Raw genomic sequence first — 19,558 nt, 5'->3', positions numbered from 1 at the left:
AATTTCACCCATTTGTATTAAGTTCTGTCGCGCAATGCCGATAACTGACGACAGTCTGTCAGGTTTCCAGGAGTCATTAGGCGTGAGTCATTACCATGAGCAGTTCCTGAAGCAAAATCCATTGGCGGTGTTAGGTGTTCTTCGTGATCTCAATAAACATCAGGTCCCGTTGCGCATTTCGTGGTCGGGAGGCCAGTTCATCAGCAAAATTCTCGCGGTCAGCACGGAGAGTCTGGTGATGGATTTCGGCAGTCAGGAGAATGAAAACCTGACGGTTCAGCGCGCCAGACAGATAACCATCACCGCCGAAACACAAGGCGCGAAAGTCGAATTTACGCTACCGCAGCTTCAGAGCGGTGAATACCAACAACTTCCGGCGTTTATCACTGCGCTACCGCCCTCTTTGTGGTTCGTACAACGACGCGAATATTTCCGTATCTGCGCCCCGCTGCATCCGCCCTACATCTGCTCAGCAAAAATGCCGGACAACAGCACGCTGCGTTTTCGCTTATTCGACCTCTCTCTCGGGGGCATGGGCGCGTTGCTGGAAGGCGCCAAACCCGAAGGGTTGAAAGAGGGAATGCGGTTTTCTCAGATTGAACTGAACATGGGCGAATGGGGCATTTTCCATTTTGACGCGCAGCTCATCTCAATGAGCGAACGTAAACTGATCGACGGGAAAAATGAGACGATCACCACTCCCCGCCTGAGTCTGCGTTTTCTTAACGTCAGCCCGGCGGTGGAGCGGCAATTACAACGGATTATCTTTTCGCTGGAGCGAGAAGCGCGGGAAAGAGCGAATAAAGTGCGCGAGTAAGATCCCTCTCGGTTACATGACATTCAACGCTTGCTGAAGTTTCCAGATGTAGCGCGGTGCCTGCGGCGCAGGATGGTTGTCGGCAACATGTTCGATAAACTCATCAGGGTCAAGATCATTGATCTCGCCGATCGCTTTTTTCCTGTCAGAGGAGAACGTACGCAGCAGCGCACCCGCCCCGTTTGCGTAAGAAACCACCAGCGCGTATTGCATCACCTGGGGATCTTCGATGCCGGCAAGCGGGCCGTTCTCCAGGATACTCAGATAGGCGGCGCCCATAGAGATATTCCGTTCCGGGTTTTTCAACTCGCTGGTCGAGGGTTCGCCGCTCCACCCCATCCGGCGATACACATCCCGCCCGGAGGTTGAGGCTTTCAATTGCATCAACCCGACGGCATTCGATTTACTGACTGCATTTGGGTTACCGCCGGATTCAATCGCGATAATCGCGGTGATCAGTTTTGGATCCACGCCCCAGGCCGCACCGGCTTTTTCGCTGATCGGCATCCATTGCATCGCACGTTTGACCGGAACTTCCGCATTCCAGGGCGGATTTTTATAATCCTGCTGCTTTGAACTACAACCCGCCAGTAACACGATTAAAAAAGCAAACCATCTCAATTTCACTTCATCTATCCTTTTAGCCGAAATCCATCGTTGAGGTGACAACAACACAACGTTGCGCTGAAATGTCAGCAGGCCGGATAAGCAAAGCGCTCCCCGGCAAAACGTTCTAATATATGCGGCATGATATACATTTGCATTCTATTGTCAGCAAGGAATTGCCATGTCTTTGTTTCATTTAATCGCACCATCGGGCTACTGCATCAACCAACACGCCGCATTACGCGGGCTTACGCGGCTTAGGGAAACGGGGCATCAGGTGAATAACGCCGCGGTTATCCATCGCCGTGAACAACGTTTTGCCGGAACGGAAGCAGAACGCCTGAACGACATTAATTCCCTCGCCAGCCTGACCACGGCCGATACCATTGTGATGCCGGTGCGTGGCGGTTACGGCGCCAGCCGTTTGCTGGCGAAAATTGACTGGCAGGCTCTAACGACCCGGCAAAAGCACAACCCGTTACTGATCTGCGGGCACAGCGACTTTACCGCCGTTCAGTCCGGTTTACTCGCCCACGGTAACGTCATCACCTTTAGCGGCCCAATGCTGGCGGCTAATTTTGGCGCTGAAGAAATGAACGCCTTCACGGAATACCATTTCTGGCTCGCACTGCGCAACGCGCAATTTACCGTGGAGTGGCAAGGCCAGGGGCCCGCCTGTCAGACCGAAGGGACGCTGTGGGGTGGCAATCTGGCGATGCTGATTTCGCTCATCGGCACTCCGTGGATGCCAAACATTGAAAACGGCATACTGGTGCTGGAAGACATTAATGAGCATCCCTTCCGCGTTGAGCGTATGCTGTTGCAACTGCTGGATGCGGGTATTTTAAACCGGCAAAACGCGATAGTGCTGGGCAGCTTTAGCGGCAGTGCGCCAAACGAGTATGACGCGGGTTACGATCTTGATGCGGTTTACGCTTTTTTGCGCTCACGTTTGTCAATCCCGCTGATTACGGGCCTGGATTTTGGTCATGAGCAACGCACGGTGACCCTGCCATTAGGCGCGCACGCGGTGCTGAAAAATGCAAAAGAAACCACCCAGCTCACGGTATCGGGTCATCCCGTACTCAACGTGTAAAAAGCCAATCCTGAAGCGCAAAGTCTGCCCCGTCAGACGGTAATCAAAACGCTGTTTCTGTCGTTTTTGTGTTAGGGTTTATTATTAAGAAATAGCGTAATTCAGGAGTAACCGAACGTTGGATGCCGCAGCAATCATTAGCCTGTTTATTTTGGGTTCTGTCCTCGTAACCTGCAGTATTTTATTAAGTTCATTCTCATCCCGCCTCGGCATCCCTATTCTGGTTATTTTTCTCGCGATCGGTATGCTGGCGGGCGTGGACGGCGTGGGTGGTATTCCCTTCGATAATTACCCGTTCGCTTACATGGTCAGTAACCTTGCGCTGGCGATTATTCTGCTCGATGGTGGCATGCGCACGCAGGCCAGCTCTTTTAGGGTCGCGCTGGGACCGGCGTTATCGCTGGCCACTGTGGGGGTTCTTATCACCTCCGGATTAACCGGGATGATGGCGGCATGGCTGTTTCACCTTGATCTCATTGAGGGGTTGCTGATTGGCGCCATTGTCGGTTCAACGGATGCGGCGGCGGTATTTTCCTTGCTGGGCGGTAAAGGGCTTAACGAACGTGTGGGGTCGACACTGGAGATTGAGTCCGGAAGCAATGATCCGATGGCGGTGTTTCTGACCATTACGCTGATTGCGATGATCCAGAATCATGAGACGGCGCTGAGCTGGATGTTTGCCGTCCACATTATCCAACAGTTTGGCCTGGGGATTATGCTCGGCTTCGGCGGCGGCTACCTGCTTTTGCAGATGATTAACCGCATATCGCTGCCCACGGGTCTCTATCCTCTGTTGGCGCTCAGCGGCGGGATCCTGATTTTCGCTTTAACCACCGCGCTCGAAGGCAGCGGCATACTGGCGGTGTACTTGTGTGGGTTCCTGCTGGGCAATCGCCCGATTCGCAACCGATTTGGCATCCTGCAAAACTTTGACGGCCTCGCCTGGCTGGCGCAAATCGCGATGTTCCTGGTGCTGGGGTTACTCGTCAACCCTTCGGATCTGCTGCCGATTGCCGTGCCAGCGTTGCTATTGTCCGCCTGGATGATCTTCTTTGCCCGCCCGTTGTCGGTCTTCGCCGGATTACTGCCCTTTCGCGGTTTTAATCTGCGCGAGCGGGTTTTCATCAGTTGGGTTGGGCTGCGGGGGGCGGTGCCGATTATCCTCGCGGTCTTCCCGATGATGGCCGGACTGGAGAATGCGCGGTTGTTCTTCAACGTCGCGTTCTTCGTGGTGCTTATCTCTCTGCTGCTTCAGGGAACATCGCTCTCCTGGGCGGCCAAAAAAGCCAAAGTGGTGGTTCCCCCTGTCGGGTGGCCGGTCTCTCGTATGGGGCTGGATATTCATCCGGAAAACCCCTGGGAGCAGTTTGTTTATCAGCTCAGCGCCGACAAATGGTGCGTTGGCGCGGCGCTGCGCGATCTGCACATGCCGGAGGATACGCGTATTGCCGCCCTGTTTCGCGATAATGCCCTGTTTCATCCGACCGGCAGCACTCGCCTGCGTGAAGGCGACGTTTTGTGCGTGATTGGCCGCGAGCGTGATCTGCCCGCGCTGGGGAAACTGTTCAGTCAGTCGCCGCCAGTGGCCCTGGATCAGCGCTTCTTCGGCGACTTTATTCTGGAAGCCAGCGCGAAATATGCTGATGTGGCGCTGATTTACGGGTTAGACGACGGCACAGAGTATCGCGATAAGCAGCAAACGCTGGGCGAAATTGTTCAGCAACTGCTCGGCGCCGCCCCGGTTGTGGGCGATCAGGTGGAGTTCGCCGGTATGATCTGGACAGTGGCGGAAAAAGAGGACAATGCGGTACTGAAGGTCGGTGTTCGTGTTGCGGAGGATGAAGAGGAATAACGGCGAAAAGTGCCGGATACGCCAGAGGCGTTATCCGGCAGCGGTTAAGTTACACTGTCACGACAGGCACACGTAACGCTAAGGCACACATTAACTCATAGCCCACCGTACCGGCGGCAGAGGCAACGTCATCAATTTTCACCTCTGTGCCCCACAACTCCACCGGCGTGCCAATCCCCGCCTGTGGACACGGCGTCAGATCCACCGCCAGCATATCCATTGAGACCGTTCCTACCGTTGTGGTGCGTACACCGTCGACGAGGATGGGGGTTCCACTCGGCGCATGGCGCGGATAGCCGTCCGCATAACCGGCGGCAACAATACCGATACGCTGTTCACCACGGGCGGTATAGCGCCCGCCGTACCCCACCCGGTCGCCCGCTTTCAGGGTCTGCACGCCAATGATTTCGCTGCGAAGAGTCATCACCGGTTTCAGTCCGGTATTGGCGATATCCTGCCACACGCCTGACGGCGATGCGCCGTACAGGATGATACCCGGGCGAACCCAGTCAAAATGGGCCTCAGGATGCCATAGCGTGGCCGCTGAGTTGGACAACGAGCGACGGCACTCCAGTCCTTCCGTGGCCTGAGATACCCGGGTCATGGCGTCACGGATACCGTCCGGATGTTCAGCATCTGCAAAGTGCGACATCAGCGTCATTTCGCCGACATTCGGCAACGCACGCAGTTGCTGCCAGACGGTTTGCACTCGTTCAGGCAGGAACCCCAGTCGGTTCATGCCGGTATTGACCTTCAGATAGACATCAAGCGGCGCGTTCAGTCGGGCATTCTGTAGCGCCTTCAACTGCCAGTTGCTGTGCACGCTGGTGGTCAGACGGTATTTGTCGTACAACGCCAGATCTTCGGCGTGGAAAAAGCCTTCCAGCATCAGTATCGGCCCCTTCCAGCCGCGTTCTCGCAGGGTGACCGCCTCCTCCAGATTGAGCAAGGCAAAGCCGTCAGTCGCCCCCAGAGCCGACCAGACGCGATCAATTCCATGCCCATACGCATTGGCTTTCACCACCGACCAGATACGGGAGTTCGGTGCTGCCTGGCGCGCAATCCCCAGGTTCTGCTTCATCGCCTGCAGGTCAAGGCTGGCCAATATAGGACGAGTCATCCGGATTCCTTATTAGTTATGTGCGCCATGCAAATGTCGTGGACGTGAAGGGGTAAATCCTGGCTGATAACGCGCGACGCTCAGGTCATCGTATGGAATTGCCGGCGTGCGTCCGGAAAGAATGTCGCTTAGCAATTGCCCCGAGCCGCAGGCCATCGTCCACCCCAGCGTGCCGTGTCCGGTGTTCAGCCAGAGATTTTTGAAGTGGGTACGTCCAACGACTGGCGTACCGTCCGGCGTCATCGGGCGCAACCCGGTCCAGAACGTGGCCTGTTCAACATGCCCACCACGTGGGAAGAGATCGCGCACCACCATCTCCAGCGTTTCACGACGCGGTTGCAACAGTTCGGTATTAAAGCCCACAATTTCCGCCATCCCACCCACACGGATGCGATTATCAAAACGGGTAATCGCAATTTTATAGGTTTCATCAAGAATCGTAGACACCGGCGCGCCATCTTCCTGCGCCACCGGAATGGTCAGCGAATAGCCTTTTAACGGATAGACCGGAATATCGACAATCCCTTTCAGCATTGCCGTCGAGTAAGAGCCAAACGCCATCACATACGCATCGGCCTTAACAATTTCCTCGCCGCACTTCACGCCATAAATCTGCTCGCCCTCATAAAGCAACCTTTCCACCGGCGTGTTGAACCGGAATTTCACCCCCGCCTGCTCCGCCATCAGCGCCAGTTGTTGAGTAAACAGCTGGCAATCGCCGGTTTCATCATTCGGCAACCGCAGACCACCGGTCAGCTTGTGCGCCACTTCCGCCAGGGCCGGTTCGACTTCAGCCAGACGGCTGGACTCCAGCAACTGATACGGAACGCCTGCGTCTTCAAGCACGGCAATATCGCGGGTCGCATTTTCGTACTGCTGCTCGGTGCGGAACAGTTGCAGAGTTCCGCCCTGACGGCCTTCATACTGAATGCCGGTTGACGCGCGCAGCGCTTTCAGACAGTCACGGCTGTATTCCGCCAGACGCACCATGCGTCCTTTGTTTTCCATGTAATGGCTGGTGTCACAGTTACGCAACATTTGCCACATCCATTTAAGTTGAAATTGCGTCCCGTCAAGGCGAACGGCCAGCGGCGCGTGCCGCTGGAACATCCATTTAATGGCCTTCAACGGAACACCGGGTGCCGCCCACGGTGCCGCATACCCCGGGGAGATTTGCCCCGCATTCGCAGCACTGGTTTCCAGCGCCGGGCCGGGTTCGCGATCGATGACGGTCACGTCATGTCCAGCCTGACTCAGATACCAGGCGCTGGTCACGCCGACAACGCCACTTCCCAGTATGACAACTCGCATAGCCACTCCGTTAACAGTAAGTAAAAGAACAATCATCTAATTACATCTTGATAACTCAGATGAAAATATTATTCAACATATGGCTTTTTTATGGTGACGTATCTCACATATGTCTCTTATGTCAGGCATATCGCTAGTTTGGGATCTCCTGCTACACGTCATTTTTATCCAGCATAAAATGCTGCAACACCTGCTTTATACGGCATCCTGATAACGTGAAATCGCAAAGAAAAATTTTCCTCACCAGCACGCTTTTTAACACGGTGTTCTATGCTTGAGATGAGGTGCTCCAGACAGAGAGTGCCGCTAACAATGAGGGTGCGCGAATGGCTACGATTGATTCCATGAATAAGGACACCACACGTTTGAGCGATGGACCCGACTGGACGTTTGAGCTGCTGGATATCTATCTGGCAGAAATAGACCGCGTGGCGAAACTCTACAGACTGGACACCTACCCGCACCAAATCGAGGTGATCACTTCCGAACAGATGATGGATGCCTACTCCAGCGTCGGGATGCCGATCAACTATACCCACTGGTCGTTTGGCAAAAAATTTATCGAAACTGAGCGACTGTATAAACATGGTCAGCAAGGGTTAGCGTATGAAATCGTGATTAACTCTAACCCGTGTATTGCCTATTTAATGGAAGAGAACACCATGACCATGCAAGCGCTGGTGATGGCCCATGCCTGCTACGGGCATAACTCTTTCTTCAAAAATAACTATTTGTTCCGCAGCTGGACCGATGCCAGCTCGATTGTCGATTACCTGATTTTCGCCCGCAAATACATCACCGAGTGCGAAGAACGTTACGGCGTCGACGAAGTCGAAAAGCTCCTCGACTCCTGTCATGCCCTGATGAACTACGGCGTGGACCGCTATAAACGGCCGCAGAAAATCTCTTTGCAGGAAGAGAAAGCGCGGCAAAAGAGCCGGGAAGAATATCTGCAAAGCCAGGTGAATACGCTGTGGCGTACCCTGCCGAAACGCGAGGAAGAGAAAACCGTCGCCGAGGCGCGCCGTTATCCGTCCGAACCCCAGGAAAACCTGCTCTACTTTATGGAGAAAAACGCCCCGCTGCTGGAGCCCTGGCAGCGAGAGATCCTGCGCATCGTGCGTAAGGTAAGCCAGTATTTCTATCCGCAGAAACAGACGCAGGTAATGAACGAGGGCTGGGCGACCTTCTGGCATTACACCATCCTCAACCATCTGTACGATGAGGGTAAAGTGACTGAACGGTTTATGCTGGAATTTTTGCACAGCCATACCAACGTTGTGTTCCAGCCACCGTATAACAGTCCGTGGTATAGCGGGATTAACCCCTATGCGCTTGGCTTTGCCATGTTCCAGGACATCAAACGCATTTGCCAGTCACCCACCGAAGAGGACAAATACTGGTTCCCGAACATCGCGGGTTCCGACTGGCTGGAAACGCTCCATTTTGCGATGCGCGACTTTAAAGACGAGAGTTTTATCAGTCAGTTCCTGTCGCCCAAAGTGATGCGTGATTTCCGCTTTTTCACCGTTCTGGATGACGACAGACACAATTATCTGGAGATTTCGGCGATTCACAATGAGGAGGGGTATCGCGAAATTCGCAATCGCCTCTCATCGCAGTACAACCTGAGTAATCTGGAGCCGAATATTCAGGTCTGGAATGTTGACCTTCGGGGCGACCGCTCTCTGACATTGCGCTACATTCCACACAACCGCGCGCCGCTGGATAAAGGACGTAAAGAGGTTCTGAAACACGTGCATCGGTTATGGGGATTTGATGTGATGCTGGAACAGCAAAACGAGGACGGTAGCGTCGAACTTCTGGAGCGTTGCCCTGCGCGCATGAACAGTCTGTAAAAAAACAGGCCCCTTCATTATGAAGGGGCCTGTTGACTCTTTTTGCCGATAATCAAGCGTACGCTTAACGGCCCTGAATCGCTAAATCACCGGGCAGATTTTTCTGCATACGATGCCAGATTTCGCCACTGTCATGACCGTAGCGACGCACCGTTTCATAAACCTGATCGTGGGAGCCTTGCTCACACAGCGTTGACAGCGAGTGGTAAAAACCCAGCGCCAGACTGCGCGCTTCAGGATTCGCGAAATAGTGGCGACCAATGCGGGTGTACAACCCTTTCATCCCATTAATAATCAGACCGTAAATGGGGTTACCGGAGGCAAACGCCAGACCACGGAAAATGTTGTAGTCCAGATCGGCGAACGCATCGGCGTGATCGGCCACTTCGTTTGCCGTCGCCAGCACTTCTTGTGCTTTCTCCGGATGCTGACGAAACGCTGTACGGATAAAGATCGTGGAAATGTTGGTCCGCACTGACAGCAAATTATCGATCAGTTGCGGAACACTCTCGTGATCGAGTCGTGCGAGCGTCTCGAGAATATTGAGCCCGGACGTTTCCCAGAAATTATTCACCTTCGTCGGTTTGCCGTGCTGAATGGTCAACCAACCGTCTCGCGCCAGACGCTGCAACACTTCTCGTAAAGTGGTTCGCGTTACCCCGATAAGCTCGGAGAGTTCACGTTCTGCAGGCAAAATAGTGCCAGGTGGGAAGCGGTTATTCCAGATACTTTCAATAATGTACTCTTCCGCGAAACCCGCCGGGCTCTGCGCCTTAATGACCATAGTGAGATTTCCATTACACAGCAAAACATAGTTGTACTCATCATACCAGACGGGTTTCATGGCTGATAGCAGACAAAATAAAGAAAAAAGGGATCGGGGCTTCATTTTCTGCATTTCCCATTTCACACTCTTTGCGGAAGGACTTGCCTGCACGCGCCCCTGCCCGTAAGCTTTGCGCCTTAGATAAAAACACCATTTCATATTTCACGGTAAGGGAAACTGCATGGAGATCTCCTGGGGTCGCGCGTTATGGCGCAACTTCTTAGGCCAGTCACCAGACTGGTATAAACTCGCACTCGTCATCTTCTTAATCGTCAACCCACTGATTTTTCTCATCAATCCTTTTGTGGCTGGGTGGTTGTTGGTTGCTGAGTTTATTTTCACGCTGGCTATGGCGCTGAAATGCTACCCATTGCTTCCCGGAGGATTGCTGGCGATCGAAGCCGTTTTCATTGGTATGACCAGCGCCTCACACGTCCGTGAGGAGATTGCCGCTAACCTTGAGGTACTGTTGCTGCTGATGTTCATGGTGGCCGGTATCTATTTTATGAAGCAGCTTCTGCTGTTCATTTTTACCCGGCTGTTGCTCAGTATTCGCTCCAAAACCATCCTGTCGCTCTCCTTTTGTCTTGCGGCGGCGTTCCTCTCCGCCTTCCTCGACGCCTTAACGGTAGTGGCGGTGGTGATAAGCGTTGCCGTTGGTTTTTACGGTATCTATCACCGCGTTGCTTCTGCGCGTGGAGAAGATAACGACCTGCTGGACGACAGTCATATCGACCAACACTACAAAGCCGTGCTGGAACAATTTCGCGGTTTCTTGCGTAGTCTGATGATGCACGCAGGCGTGGGCACCGCATTAGGCGGGGTAATGACCATGGTGGGCGAACCGCAAAACCTGATCATCGCCAAAGCCGCAGGCTGGCATTTTAGCGACTTCTTCTTGCGTATGTCCCCCGTCACCGTACCGGTACTCATTTGCGGTTTATTAACCTGCGCGCTGGTAGAGAAACTGCGCTGGTTTGGCTATGGCGAAACCTTGCCAGAAAAAGTGCGGGGCATCCTACAAGAGTTTGACGATCAAAGCCGCAAGCAACGTACTCGTCAGGATAAGCTCAACCTGATTGTACAAACCATTATCGGTATCTGGCTGGTTATCGCGCTGGCATTGCATCTGGCGGAAGTGGGATTAATCGGTCTTTCGGTCATTATCCTGGCGACTTCGTTAACCGGCGTCACTGATGAACATGCCATTGGTAAAGCGTTCACCGAATCGTTGCCGTTTACCGCCCTGCTGACCGTGTTCTTTGCAGTGGTCGCGGTCATTATCGATCAGCATCTGTTCGCCCCGATCATTCAGTTTGTTTTACAGGCGCCTGAGCATACACAGTTGCGGCTGTTCTATCTTTTCAACGGTCTGCTCTCTTCTATTTCCGATAACGTCTTTGTGGGTACGATTTATATCAACGAAGCCAAAGCGGCAATGGAAAATGGCATTGTCAGCTTAAATCAGTTCGAACTGCTGGCCGTGGCCATTAATACCGGCACCAACCTGCCTTCCGTGGCGACACCGAATGGCCAGGCGGCATTTTTGTTCCTGCTGACCTCGGCGCTGGCCCCTCTCATTCGTCTTTCCTATGGCCGGATGGTCTGGATGGCGTTGCCGTATACGTTAGTACTGACCGTAGTTGGTTTATTCTGCATTGAATATACCCTAACGCCAGTAACAGAATGGATGACGCAATTAGGCTGGCTGGCTACACTTTCATAACAATAAACCGAGCAAATCACTGCTCGGTTTCACTTTTTGCATAATATGTATCCAATTACACTTTATTTCATTTTCCGCTAGTGGCGTGAAATTTGAATTGGTTTACACTGCCGACTCTACGCATGTTGCAGGGAAATTATTATGTTACGATTTTTGAACCAGTGCTCACGGGGTCGGGGCGCATGGTTACTGATGGCATTAACCGCACTGGCGCTTGAAATAGTGGCGCTGTGGTTTCAGCATGTCATGCTGCTTAAGCCTTGCGTCCTTTGCATTTATGAACGTTGCGCGTTATTCGGCATTATGGGCGCGGGTCTGGTTGGCGCGATTGCGCCAAAATCACCGTTACGCTATGTCGCGCTGGTGATTTGGATTTACAGCGCATGGCGCGGCCTTCAGTTGGCGTATGAACATACCATGATCCAACTTTACCCTTCGCCATTCATGACCTGTGATTTTATGGCGCGCTTCCCGAGCTGGCTGCCTCTGGACAAATGGCTGCCGCAGGTGTTCGTCGCTTCTGGTGATTGCGCACAGCGCCAGTGGGAGTTTTTAACGCTGGAAATGCCACAGTGGCTGTTGGGGATTTATGCCGCGTATCTCGTTGTGGCCATTCTGGTGGTCATTGCCCAGCCGTTTAAGCCGAAAAAACGCGATCTGTTCGGTCGATAACATAACACGCGCTTTCGCCAGCGTTTCGTGTGATGACAACGAACATCATCTCAGCATCAGCGATTACGCTAAGAAAAACAGGGCAACATAAAACTCAACCCGACTGACGTCGGGTTTTTCTTACATATTACTTAGTACTTGATGTCACGCGCCTGGTCGCGCCCTTCCTGTTTGTTCTGGCGATGATCCTGGCGGCAATCTGCATTACCGACAACGCCATTACGGCATTCCTGCTTAATTTCACGGGACTCCTGACGAGTATCCTGACGAACTTCCCTGGCATCACGGCGCTCACCGGCCTGCTGGGTTTCAGCCTGCGCAGGAACAATGGTCATCAGGGAGGTGGCAGCCAGCAGCATCAACGCAAACTTCTTCATTATCAACCCTCAAAATATTCATCACGCCTCTACGACGTTCTAAAATTATAGGTTTAAGACATATTTTTTTGCTTGATTGAAAGTGCTGGCTTTTCCCGTTTTTCTCTTACCTCTTCAATCCTCAATGAAAATAAATTGCCACAAAATATAACCGTTAAAACCGGCCATTTTGGGGCCGTAGATGACCCTGTACGATAAGGTAAACGCTGGTGAATAACAGCAGTCCGACAATGGCTATCATGCAGAAAATTTCATTGGGGGCAGGACTAAAAATGAGATTGCCGCCGGCATCATCTGGATAGTTGTGCAGTGACCAGATACCGGCCGTCACCTGAATGGCGCTGGCACACAATAACCCCACTCTTGCCCCCGCGAAGCGGGCCAGTATGGTCGCGACCAATCCTGCGGTTGTCAGCAACCAGCCGCCTAAACACATGAGAACCAAAAACATACCGCCAAATAACGTCCCTCCCACTTCTCGCGGCGTTATCAGCAAGATCCCGAAAAAGGACTGCACGCCGAGTAAGAGGAGTACCGTTATCCCGCAGAATACGTAATAGATCAGGAGCTTCATTGCGTCTCATTGAATAATTTATCGTAGCGTTATTATACGGGCCAACGGATAAGTGATAAGACCTTTTATTTCAGGCACTCACAGTCCCCATTCGGGCTGGTTGCGCAAAGGCAGCATGATAAATCCAGACTACGTTGAGTGACGGGCCGGGAGAAAGTTGCCGATCGTGCTGTACTACCTTGACCCACGTTCATGGCTGGGCAATTATCGGCAAATTGCTAACGCGTGCCGCTGTTTGAGGATAACAGTCGTGCGCGTTTTTATTTATCCATGCTGTCTGAACAGGCTCATGCGAGATGCCTGAGTACATTATTTGAGGTTATTCATGAAAAATACCGCACTGCTGCTCTCCCTACTGATGACGGGGCCTGCCCTGGCAGACGTCAGCATCAATTCCAACGGTGTTCGGGTCAGTATGGATCGCGAAGACGAAATCAATGAGTGGAAAAATAAGCACAAGAATGAGTGCTCATCAGTCACCATCGGCGGCGTCAAAGTCACCAGCGACGGTTGTAGCGACGGCAAGAACAAAGAAAACCGCAGCGTCCACGGGGACAACAACCCAGGCAAGGGGCACGACAAAAACAAGAACAAAAACGATGGCGATGATGACTATACCCTCAAGGTCGAGCACTATGACTCTGACTCCGTGAAAGGTAAAAGTAAGGGTAAGCAAAACAAATAAAATAGCTTCGCTCAAACCTGAACTGACAGTGACGGGTTATTCATCCGTCACTGTGCCCTGCCCAATGCAGCGGGGAGCCGTCACGACAGTGCCACCTTGTATTACCGCAAAAATGGGACGCACGTCGGCGCAGCGTTTAGGGAAAATGGAGACGGGCAATAATGCCAGGCAACAAGAGAACCTGAGCGCGAATTCAGAAGGTGATGGCCCCTCTGTGCCCCACGCACAAAACGGATAAGCAATAACCTCTTTTATTTCAACAACTCACTGAGCCCATTCGGGTTTATTGAGGATATGATCCTGCCAGTCCACGACCTCGGACTCTTTCACCGCAATATGGCGCACAGAAATACGCTCACCGTGCATGGCCGCTTTTGAACCGGTGACCAACGGGTGCCAGTCTGGTAGCCCTTTCCCTTCGGCTAATAACCGATATGCGCAGGTCATCGGCAACCATTCAAAGGTCGGGAGATTATCACGGGTCAGTTTGATGCAATCGGGTTCGTACTCGAAACGACGTTCGTAGTTACGACACTGGCAGGTTTTGATGTTTAGCTGACGGCAGGCAACATTGGTGAAATAAATTTCGTCTGTGTCTTCATCCATTAATTTATGCAGGCAGCATTGACCACAACCATCGCATAACGACTCCCACTCAGCATCAGTCATGTCGTCCAGGGATTTACGTTGCCAGAAAGGTAAGTCGTTCATTCGGGTATCCGCCATTGCAATAAAGCTGCACCTTATAACCAGTCTGGCAGGCGGATGCAAGTTTTGCCGCCCGAAAAGGCGGCAAGCAGAGATTACAACACCCGGGTGGTCAGCGTTTGTCCATTAAAACTGACAGTCAGTTCATCACCACTGTGTAACGGACCTACCCCTTCCGGCGTGCCGGTCAGCACCACATCACCGGCTTTCAGGGTGAAAAACTGACTCATATAGGCAATTAGCGGAATGATCGGGTGGATCATATCCGCCGTCGTTCCCTGCTGACGCATTTCGCCGTTAATGCTCAGACCAAGCTGAGTATTCTGCGGGTCATCCTTAAACTCACTCACTGGGATAAATCCAGACAGCGGACACGCGTTATCAAATCCCTTTGCTTTCTCCCAGGGTTGCCCGGCCTTTTTCATTTTCCCCTGGATATCACGCAAAGTGAGATCAAGCGCCACACCATAACCGGCAATGGCTTTACGCACATGCTCTTCTGAAGCCTTACGTAGCGTTGCGCCAATCAATACCGCCAGTTCGACTTCGTGATGCACGGACCCCATATCCGCAGGGATCACCAGCGGCTGGCGCAAATCACACAATGCGGTTTCTGGTTTAATGAAAAGTACCGGTTCTTCCGGCGTCGCGCTGCCCATCTCCTTAATATGCTTTGCATAATTACTGCCTACGCAAACCACTTTACTCACCGGGTAATCAAGCAGAGCACCTTGCCAATTATGGTGTTGATACATTATTTTCCCCTAACGTAATCGTGGACTTCAGGAACTGCATCGACGAGGCATGACGCGGCCGGATACAGTTTAACGTTTAGCGTCTGATTTATTTTCTCCGGCCACCGAAAGATGCTGTTTCAGTAAATTTTCCGGCGGCGGCGGCAGTTGTAAATAATAACCCTGTTCAGCAAGCGCCTGTTTTACATTATCAAGATCGGCATTAGCGAGTTTTTTACGTCCATCAAGCGGCAGGACCATCGCCAACTGGGGCTGACCGAACCCCTTCAGGAGTTCCTCAGGAACCCGTGAGAAATCGTCTTTTTTTTCGACATATAAATAGGTCTGGTCACGCTTAGTACTTCTGTAGATCACACAAAACATACATTTTACTCTGAATTAACGGGATGGCGACTTGCCTCAATATAATACTGACTATAACATGCCTTCTGGACTTCGGAATATCGCTCCGCACTGGAGATGATAAATAGCAAATTGAGTAAGGCCAGGATGTCAAACACGCCAATCGAGCTTAAAGGCAGTAGCTTCACCTTATCAGTGGTTCATTTGCACGAAGCAGAACCCGAGGTTATTCGTCAGGCGTTGGAAGACAAAATCGCGCAGGCTCCTGCTTTTTTAAAACACGCTCCTGTAGTGGTTAATGTCAGCGGCCTTGAAAGCCCGGTAAACTGGCCGGTACTCCAAAAGGTCGTGGCGTCCACCGGTCTGCGTATTGTCGGGGTTAGCGGATGCAAAGATGCCCGACTGAAAGCGGAAATCGACAGGATAGGCCTCCCTTTACTGACCGAAGGTAAAGAGAAAGTGGTTCGTTCTGCTCCCGTTGAAGTCGCAGCGCCCGTTCCCCCACCGCAAAACGTTACTCCAATCACAAAAACGCGATTAATTGATGTACCGGTTCGTTCCGGCCAGCGTATTTATGCTCCACAATGTGATCTGATTGTTACAAGTCACGTCAGTGCTGGCGCAGAGCTGATTGCCGACGGCAATATTCACGTTTACGGTATGATGAGAGGCCGCGCGCTGGCTGGCGCAAGCGGCGATCGGGAAGCGCAAATTTTTTGTACACATCTGACGGCAGAACTGGTGTCTATCGCAGGTGTTTATTGGCTGAGTGATAAAATCCCAGCAGAATTTTATGGCAAAGCAGCTCGTCTGCAGTTGGCAGAGAACGCTTTGACAGTTCAACCGTTGAATTGATCCCTTTTAACAAGGAATTTCTATGGCACGCATTATTGTTGTTACTTCGGGTAAAGGGGGCGTTGGCAAGACCACCTCCAGCGCGGCCATCGCTACTGGTTTGGCCCAGAAGGGAAAGAAAACTGTCGTTATTGATTTCGATATCGGCTTGCGTAACCTCGATCTGATCATGGGATGTGAACGTCGCGTCGTTTACGATTTCGTGAACGTGATTCAGGGCGATGCGTCACTCAATCAGGCGTTAATCAAAGATAAGCGTACTGAAAATCTCTTCATTCTTCCGGCATCACAAACCCGCGATAAAGATGCACTGACCCGTGAAGGCGTCGCGAAAGTGCTTGATGATCTGAAAGCGATGGATTTTGATTTCATCGTCTGCGACTCTCCGGCAGGTATCGAAACCGGTGCGCTGATGGCGCTCTATTTTGCCGATGAAGCGATTATCACCACCAACCCGGAAGTCTCTTCGGTACGCGACTCTGACCGTATTCTGGGCATTCTGGCATCAAAATCACGTCGTGCAGAGAATGGTGAAGATCCTATCAAAGAACACCTGCTGTTAACGCGCTACAACCCCGGTCGCGTCAACAAAGGCGATATGCTCAGCATGGAAGACGTGCTTGAGATCCTGCGTATCAAACTGGTAGGCGTCATTCCGGAAGATCAATCCGTTTTGCGTGCATCTAACCAGGGCGAGCCGGTCATCCTCGATATCAATGCGGATGCAGGCAAAGCGTATGCAGATACTGTGGAACGTCTGTTGGGAGAAGATCGTCCTTTCCGCTTCATTGAAGAAGAGAAGAAAGGTTTCCTCAAACGCCTGTTCGGAGGATAAGTTATGGCATTACTGGATTTTTTTCTCTCGCGGAAAAAGAGTACAGCTAACATCGCAAAAGAGCGACTGCAGATTATTGTTGCGGAGCGCCGTCGCAGTGACGCCGAGCCACATTATTTACCGCAGCTGAGAAAGGATATTCTCGAGGTTATCTGCAAATATGTGCAAATAGATCCGGAAATGGTCACCGTGCAACTTGAACAAAAAGACGGCGATATTTCTATCCTCGAACTTAACGTGACGTTACCGGAAGCAGAAGAGTCCCGATAACGCTCAGCACAAATAGCGCATATATTATGAAAGGCAGATAATTCTGCCTTTTTTATTTTCCGTGGTCTGTCAAACAATCAGCGCTTCACGTTTATTCCAGTTTAAACGTTGGATAGCGCTCCTGAAAATAACCACGTAAGAACTCGACCGTAATACGGATTTTTGCCGAGGTCGCCAGGCGAGAAACATAAACAGCCCAAATATTTGCGGGCTGATAATACTCCGGCAGCACGTGAACCAGATGACCACTGGCAATGTTGTCGCACACATCCCACCATGAACGCAGCGCAATCCCCTGCCCATCCAGACACCACTGATGCACAATCTCACCGTGGTTGGATGACAGCGCGCCAGTCACTTTGATCGAATGTACGCCCTCTTTATTGCGTAATTGCCATATCCCAAACGGATGATCTCGCTCCTTAATGACCAGACACGGGAAAGTGGCTAATTCAGCAAGTTGCTTCGGCGTACCGTGCTGCGTCAGAAATTCTGGCGATGCGCATAAAATTCGATAGTTGGTAGCCAATTTGCGGGCAATCAGATTCGGGGCGATATCATCCCCGATGCGAATATCGAGATCGACCCCTTCACTGACCAGATCCACCAGTCGGTCTTCAACATCAAAGCGCAGTTCCAGTTGCGGATACTGCTTTGCCAGAGCGGAGAGCGCCGGGGCCACGACCCGACGCCCAAAACCAAAACTGCTGATGACCCGTAGCATGCCCTGCGGCACCTGCCGTACGTCAGACAGTTCATCCATCATCTGATCCACATCCTGCAAAATGCGCTGTGCCCATTCGTAGATGCGCTCCCCTTCCTCGGTGATCGTCACCCGGCGCGTGGTCCGGTGTAATAACACGACGTTCAACGTCTGTTCCAGCAACGCGACACGTTTGCTGATAAACGCAGGGGAAACCCCCAGTGCTTCCGCCACGGCGGCAAATCCGGCACGACGGGCAACCAGCATAAAGACGCGTAAATCATTTAGCAGCGGTAGATTATTCATGATCTGTGTTTTATGTTTCACCAGTTAGGGGGATTAACTATCAATCAGTCAATTATAGGATAAAGGGGAAGTCAATTTTGGTTGCTGATAAGTGAGAGCTGGTATGAAGAAAACCTGTCGTATTGCCGCTATTCCCGGAGACGGTATTGGTAAAGAAGTGCTGCCTGAGGGTATTCGCGTTTTGCAGGCTGCCGCTGAGCGCTGGGACTTGTCGCTGAGCTTTGAGCCGATCGAATGGGCCAGCTGTGAGTACTATACCCATCACGGAAAGATGATGCCTGATGACTGGCACGAGCAACTTAAGTCATTTGATGCCATCTATTTTGGCGCCGTCGGCTGGCCGGAAACGGTACCTGACCACGTCTCATTGTGGGGCTCACTACTGAAATTCCGCCGCGAGTTTGATCAGTACGTCAACCTGCGCCCGGTACGTCTCTTCCCCGGTGTCCCGTGTCCACTGGCTGGAAAACAGGCGGGGGATATTGATTTTTACGTGGTGCGCGAAAATACCGAAGGCGAATACTCTTCGCTGGGCGGGCGCGTCAACGCCGGGACCGAGCATGAACTGGTGATTCAGGAGTCCGTGTTTACCCGCCGTGGCGTGGACAGAATTCTGCGTTACGCCTTTGAACTGGCGCAAAGTCGCCCACGCAAAACGCTCACTTCCGCCACCAAATCTAACGGTCTTGCCATCAGCATGCCTTACTGGGATGAACGTGTTGAGGCGATGGCAACGCAATATCCGCAGATCCGCTGGGATAAGCAGCATATTGATGTATTGTGCGCCCGCTTCGTTTTACAGCCAGAACGCTTTGATGTGGTGGTCGCCTCTAACCTGTTCGGCGATATTCTTTCCGATCTGGGACCGGCCTGTACGGGGACCATCGGTATTGCGCCCTCTGCCAACCTCAATCCTGAGCGTACCTTTCCTTCCCTGTTCGAGCCGGTACACGGCTCAGCGCCGGACATCTACGGTAAAAATATTGCCAACCCCATTGCAACCATTTGGGCTGGCGCCATGATGCTGGATTTCCTCGGTAATGGCGATGAGCGTTTCCATCATGCACACAATGCTATTCTGGCGGCCATTGAGCAGGTGATTGCCAGCGGGCCTAAAACGCCCGATATGAAAGGCGTTGCCTCCACACAACAGGTGGGTGACGCCATTTGTCAGGCCATACTGCGTTGAGGTCAAACCACAAAAATAAATATCCTCCGGCATAGCCGGAGGTTTTTCAAATGCGCCTGTAAGGCTCTGTTACC

22 protein-coding genes are annotated in these 19,558 nt (G+C 52.2%); 11 read left to right on the top strand and 11 right to left on the bottom strand.

The features are described 5' to 3' along the window. The first annotated feature begins 82 nt into the window (after positions 1 to 82). Entirely contained in the window at positions 83 to 817 is a 735-nt protein-coding gene (gene ycgR, locus CJP72_RS23865; protein ID WP_162383734.1) for a flagellar brake protein YcgR, read from the top strand. Between the two features lie 12 nt (positions 818 to 829). Here ycgR and emtA read toward each other — a convergent pair whose 3' ends face one another. Continuing rightward, positions 830 to 1,444 carry a membrane-bound lytic murein transglycosylase EmtA gene (gene emtA / locus CJP72_RS23860; RefSeq protein WP_162383733.1) on the bottom strand — a complete coding sequence of 205 codons (615 nt, stop codon included), beginning with the start codon at positions 1,442 to 1,444 and terminating at the stop codon, positions 830 to 832. 160 nt (positions 1,445 to 1,604) lie between these two features. Here emtA and ldcA point away from each other — a divergent pair, with 160 nt between their 5' ends. Together ldcA and CJP72_RS23850 are read left to right on the top strand one after the other, a co-directional pair. Beyond that, the gene (gene ldcA, locus CJP72_RS23855; protein ID WP_162383732.1) at positions 1,605 to 2,519 is read left to right on the top strand and encodes a muramoyltetrapeptide carboxypeptidase; all 915 of its coding nucleotides are present in this window, start codon (positions 1,605 to 1,607) and stop codon (positions 2,517 to 2,519) included. Between the two features lie 118 nt (positions 2,520 to 2,637). After that, positions 2,638 to 4,371 carry a potassium/proton antiporter gene (locus CJP72_RS23850; protein ID WP_162383731.1) on the top strand — a complete coding sequence of 578 codons (1,734 nt, stop codon included), beginning with the start codon at positions 2,638 to 2,640 and terminating at the stop codon, positions 4,369 to 4,371. Between the two features lie 49 nt (positions 4,372 to 4,420). Here the strand turns inward: CJP72_RS23850 and dadX are convergent, their stop codons facing one another. Beyond that, complete coding sequence (gene dadX / locus CJP72_RS23845) at positions 4,421 to 5,491, bottom strand: catabolic alanine racemase DadX (RefSeq protein ID WP_162383730.1); 1,071 nt, start codon at positions 5,489 to 5,491, stop codon at positions 4,421 to 4,423. 12 nt (positions 5,492 to 5,503) lie between these two features. Beyond that, positions 5,504 to 6,802, bottom strand: coding sequence for a D-amino acid dehydrogenase (gene dadA / locus CJP72_RS23840; RefSeq protein WP_162383729.1), 1,299 nt, complete (start codon positions 6,800 to 6,802; stop codon positions 5,504 to 5,506). Between the two features lie 326 nt (positions 6,803 to 7,128). On the opposite strand from dadA, the gene CJP72_RS23835 reads away from it, so the two are divergent. Then, positions 7,129 to 8,661, top strand: a complete 1,533-nt coding sequence (locus CJP72_RS23835) for a SpoVR family protein (RefSeq protein WP_162383728.1) — start codon at positions 7,129 to 7,131, stop codon at positions 8,659 to 8,661. Positions 8,662 to 8,725: 64 nt separating this feature from the next. Here the strand turns inward: CJP72_RS23835 and fadR are convergent, their stop codons facing one another. After that, on the bottom strand, positions 8,726 to 9,445 hold the full coding sequence (fadR, locus tag CJP72_RS23830) for a fatty acid metabolism transcriptional regulator FadR (RefSeq protein WP_162383735.1): 720 nt from the start codon (positions 9,443 to 9,445) through the stop codon (positions 8,726 to 8,728). Between the two features lie 40 nt (positions 9,446 to 9,485). After that, a complete protein-coding gene (locus CJP72_RS23825; RefSeq protein ID WP_162383727.1) occupies positions 9,486 to 9,641 on the bottom strand; it encodes a hypothetical protein in 156 nt (51 codons plus the stop codon). A 27-nt stretch (positions 9,642 to 9,668) separates the two neighbouring features. Here CJP72_RS23825 and nhaB point away from each other — a divergent pair, with 27 nt between their 5' ends. Together nhaB and dsbB are read left to right on the top strand one after the other, a co-directional pair. After that, positions 9,669 to 11,213 (top strand): Na(+)/H(+) antiporter NhaB, encoded by a 1,545-nt coding sequence (gene nhaB / locus CJP72_RS23820; RefSeq protein ID WP_162383726.1) that lies wholly within the window; start codon positions 9,669 to 9,671, stop codon positions 11,211 to 11,213. Between the two features lie 141 nt (positions 11,214 to 11,354). Further along, positions 11,355 to 11,885, top strand: a complete 531-nt coding sequence (gene dsbB / locus CJP72_RS23815) for a disulfide bond formation protein DsbB (RefSeq protein WP_162383725.1) — start codon at positions 11,355 to 11,357, stop codon at positions 11,883 to 11,885. A 131-nt stretch (positions 11,886 to 12,016) separates the two neighbouring features. On the opposite strand, the gene CJP72_RS23810 is transcribed toward dsbB, so the two are convergent. Together CJP72_RS23810 and CJP72_RS23805 are read right to left on the bottom strand one after the other, a co-directional pair. After that, entirely contained in the window at positions 12,017 to 12,262 is a 246-nt protein-coding gene (locus CJP72_RS23810; protein WP_162383724.1) for a hypothetical protein, read from the bottom strand. A gap of 154 nt (positions 12,263 to 12,416) precedes the next feature. Further along, a complete protein-coding gene (locus CJP72_RS23805; RefSeq protein WP_162383723.1) occupies positions 12,417 to 12,836 on the bottom strand; it encodes a hypothetical protein in 420 nt (139 codons plus the stop codon). Positions 12,837 to 13,161: 325 nt separating this feature from the next. Here CJP72_RS23805 and CJP72_RS23800 point away from each other — a divergent pair, with 325 nt between their 5' ends. Next, positions 13,162 to 13,521, top strand: coding sequence for a hypothetical protein (locus tag CJP72_RS23800; RefSeq protein ID WP_193568873.1), 360 nt, complete (start codon positions 13,162 to 13,164; stop codon positions 13,519 to 13,521). Positions 13,522 to 13,785: 264 nt separating this feature from the next. On the opposite strand, the gene CJP72_RS23795 is transcribed toward CJP72_RS23800, so the two are convergent. The 3 genes from CJP72_RS23795 to CJP72_RS23785 all read right to left on the bottom strand — a co-directional run bounded on the left by CJP72_RS23795 (position 13,786) and on the right by CJP72_RS23785 (position 15,347). Further along, on the bottom strand, positions 13,786 to 14,232 hold the full coding sequence (locus CJP72_RS23795; protein WP_202882587.1) for a YcgN family cysteine cluster protein: 447 nt from the start codon (positions 14,230 to 14,232) through the stop codon (positions 13,786 to 13,788). Between the two features lie 92 nt (positions 14,233 to 14,324). Further along, positions 14,325 to 14,984, bottom strand: coding sequence for a fumarylacetoacetate hydrolase family protein (locus CJP72_RS23790; RefSeq protein ID WP_162383721.1), 660 nt, complete (start codon positions 14,982 to 14,984; stop codon positions 14,325 to 14,327). A 69-nt stretch (positions 14,985 to 15,053) separates the two neighbouring features. Further along, positions 15,054 to 15,347: a YcgL domain-containing protein gene (locus CJP72_RS23785; RefSeq protein ID WP_162383720.1), complete on the bottom strand. Its 294-nt coding sequence runs from the start codon at positions 15,345 to 15,347 to the stop codon at positions 15,054 to 15,056. A gap of 126 nt (positions 15,348 to 15,473) precedes the next feature. Here CJP72_RS23785 and minC point away from each other — a divergent pair, with 126 nt between their 5' ends. From minC to minE, 3 genes are read left to right on the top strand one after another with little or no spacing between them, the layout of a single operon-like run. After that, positions 15,474 to 16,181, top strand: a complete 708-nt coding sequence (gene minC / locus CJP72_RS23780; protein WP_162383719.1) for a septum site-determining protein MinC — start codon at positions 15,474 to 15,476, stop codon at positions 16,179 to 16,181. 22 nt (positions 16,182 to 16,203) lie between these two features. Beyond that, entirely contained in the window at positions 16,204 to 17,016 is an 813-nt protein-coding gene (minD, locus tag CJP72_RS23775) for a septum site-determining protein MinD (RefSeq protein WP_162383718.1), read from the top strand. Positions 17,017 to 17,019: 3 nt separating this feature from the next. Then, positions 17,020 to 17,286 carry a cell division topological specificity factor MinE gene (minE, locus tag CJP72_RS23770; RefSeq protein ID WP_003859937.1) on the top strand — a complete coding sequence of 89 codons (267 nt, stop codon included), beginning with the start codon at positions 17,020 to 17,022 and terminating at the stop codon, positions 17,284 to 17,286. 91 nt (positions 17,287 to 17,377) lie between these two features. Here the strand turns inward: minE and CJP72_RS23765 are convergent, their stop codons facing one another. Continuing rightward, positions 17,378 to 18,295: a LysR substrate-binding domain-containing protein gene (locus tag CJP72_RS23765; protein ID WP_162383717.1), complete on the bottom strand. Its 918-nt coding sequence runs from the start codon at positions 18,293 to 18,295 to the stop codon at positions 17,378 to 17,380. Positions 18,296 to 18,398: 103 nt separating this feature from the next. Here CJP72_RS23765 and CJP72_RS23760 point away from each other — a divergent pair, with 103 nt between their 5' ends. Further along, complete coding sequence (locus CJP72_RS23760; protein WP_162383716.1) at positions 18,399 to 19,484, top strand: tartrate dehydrogenase; 1,086 nt, start codon at positions 18,399 to 18,401, stop codon at positions 19,482 to 19,484. Positions 19,485 to 19,558 lie beyond the last annotated feature (74 nt).

The sequence above is a fragment of the Citrobacter sp. NCU1 genome, from assembly GCF_010231475.1.
Classification (GTDB): Bacteria; Pseudomonadota; Gammaproteobacteria; order Enterobacterales; family Enterobacteriaceae; genus Citrobacter_D.
Note: the sequence above shows the minus strand (reverse complement) of the source record. Positions and strands in the feature narration are given on the sequence as shown.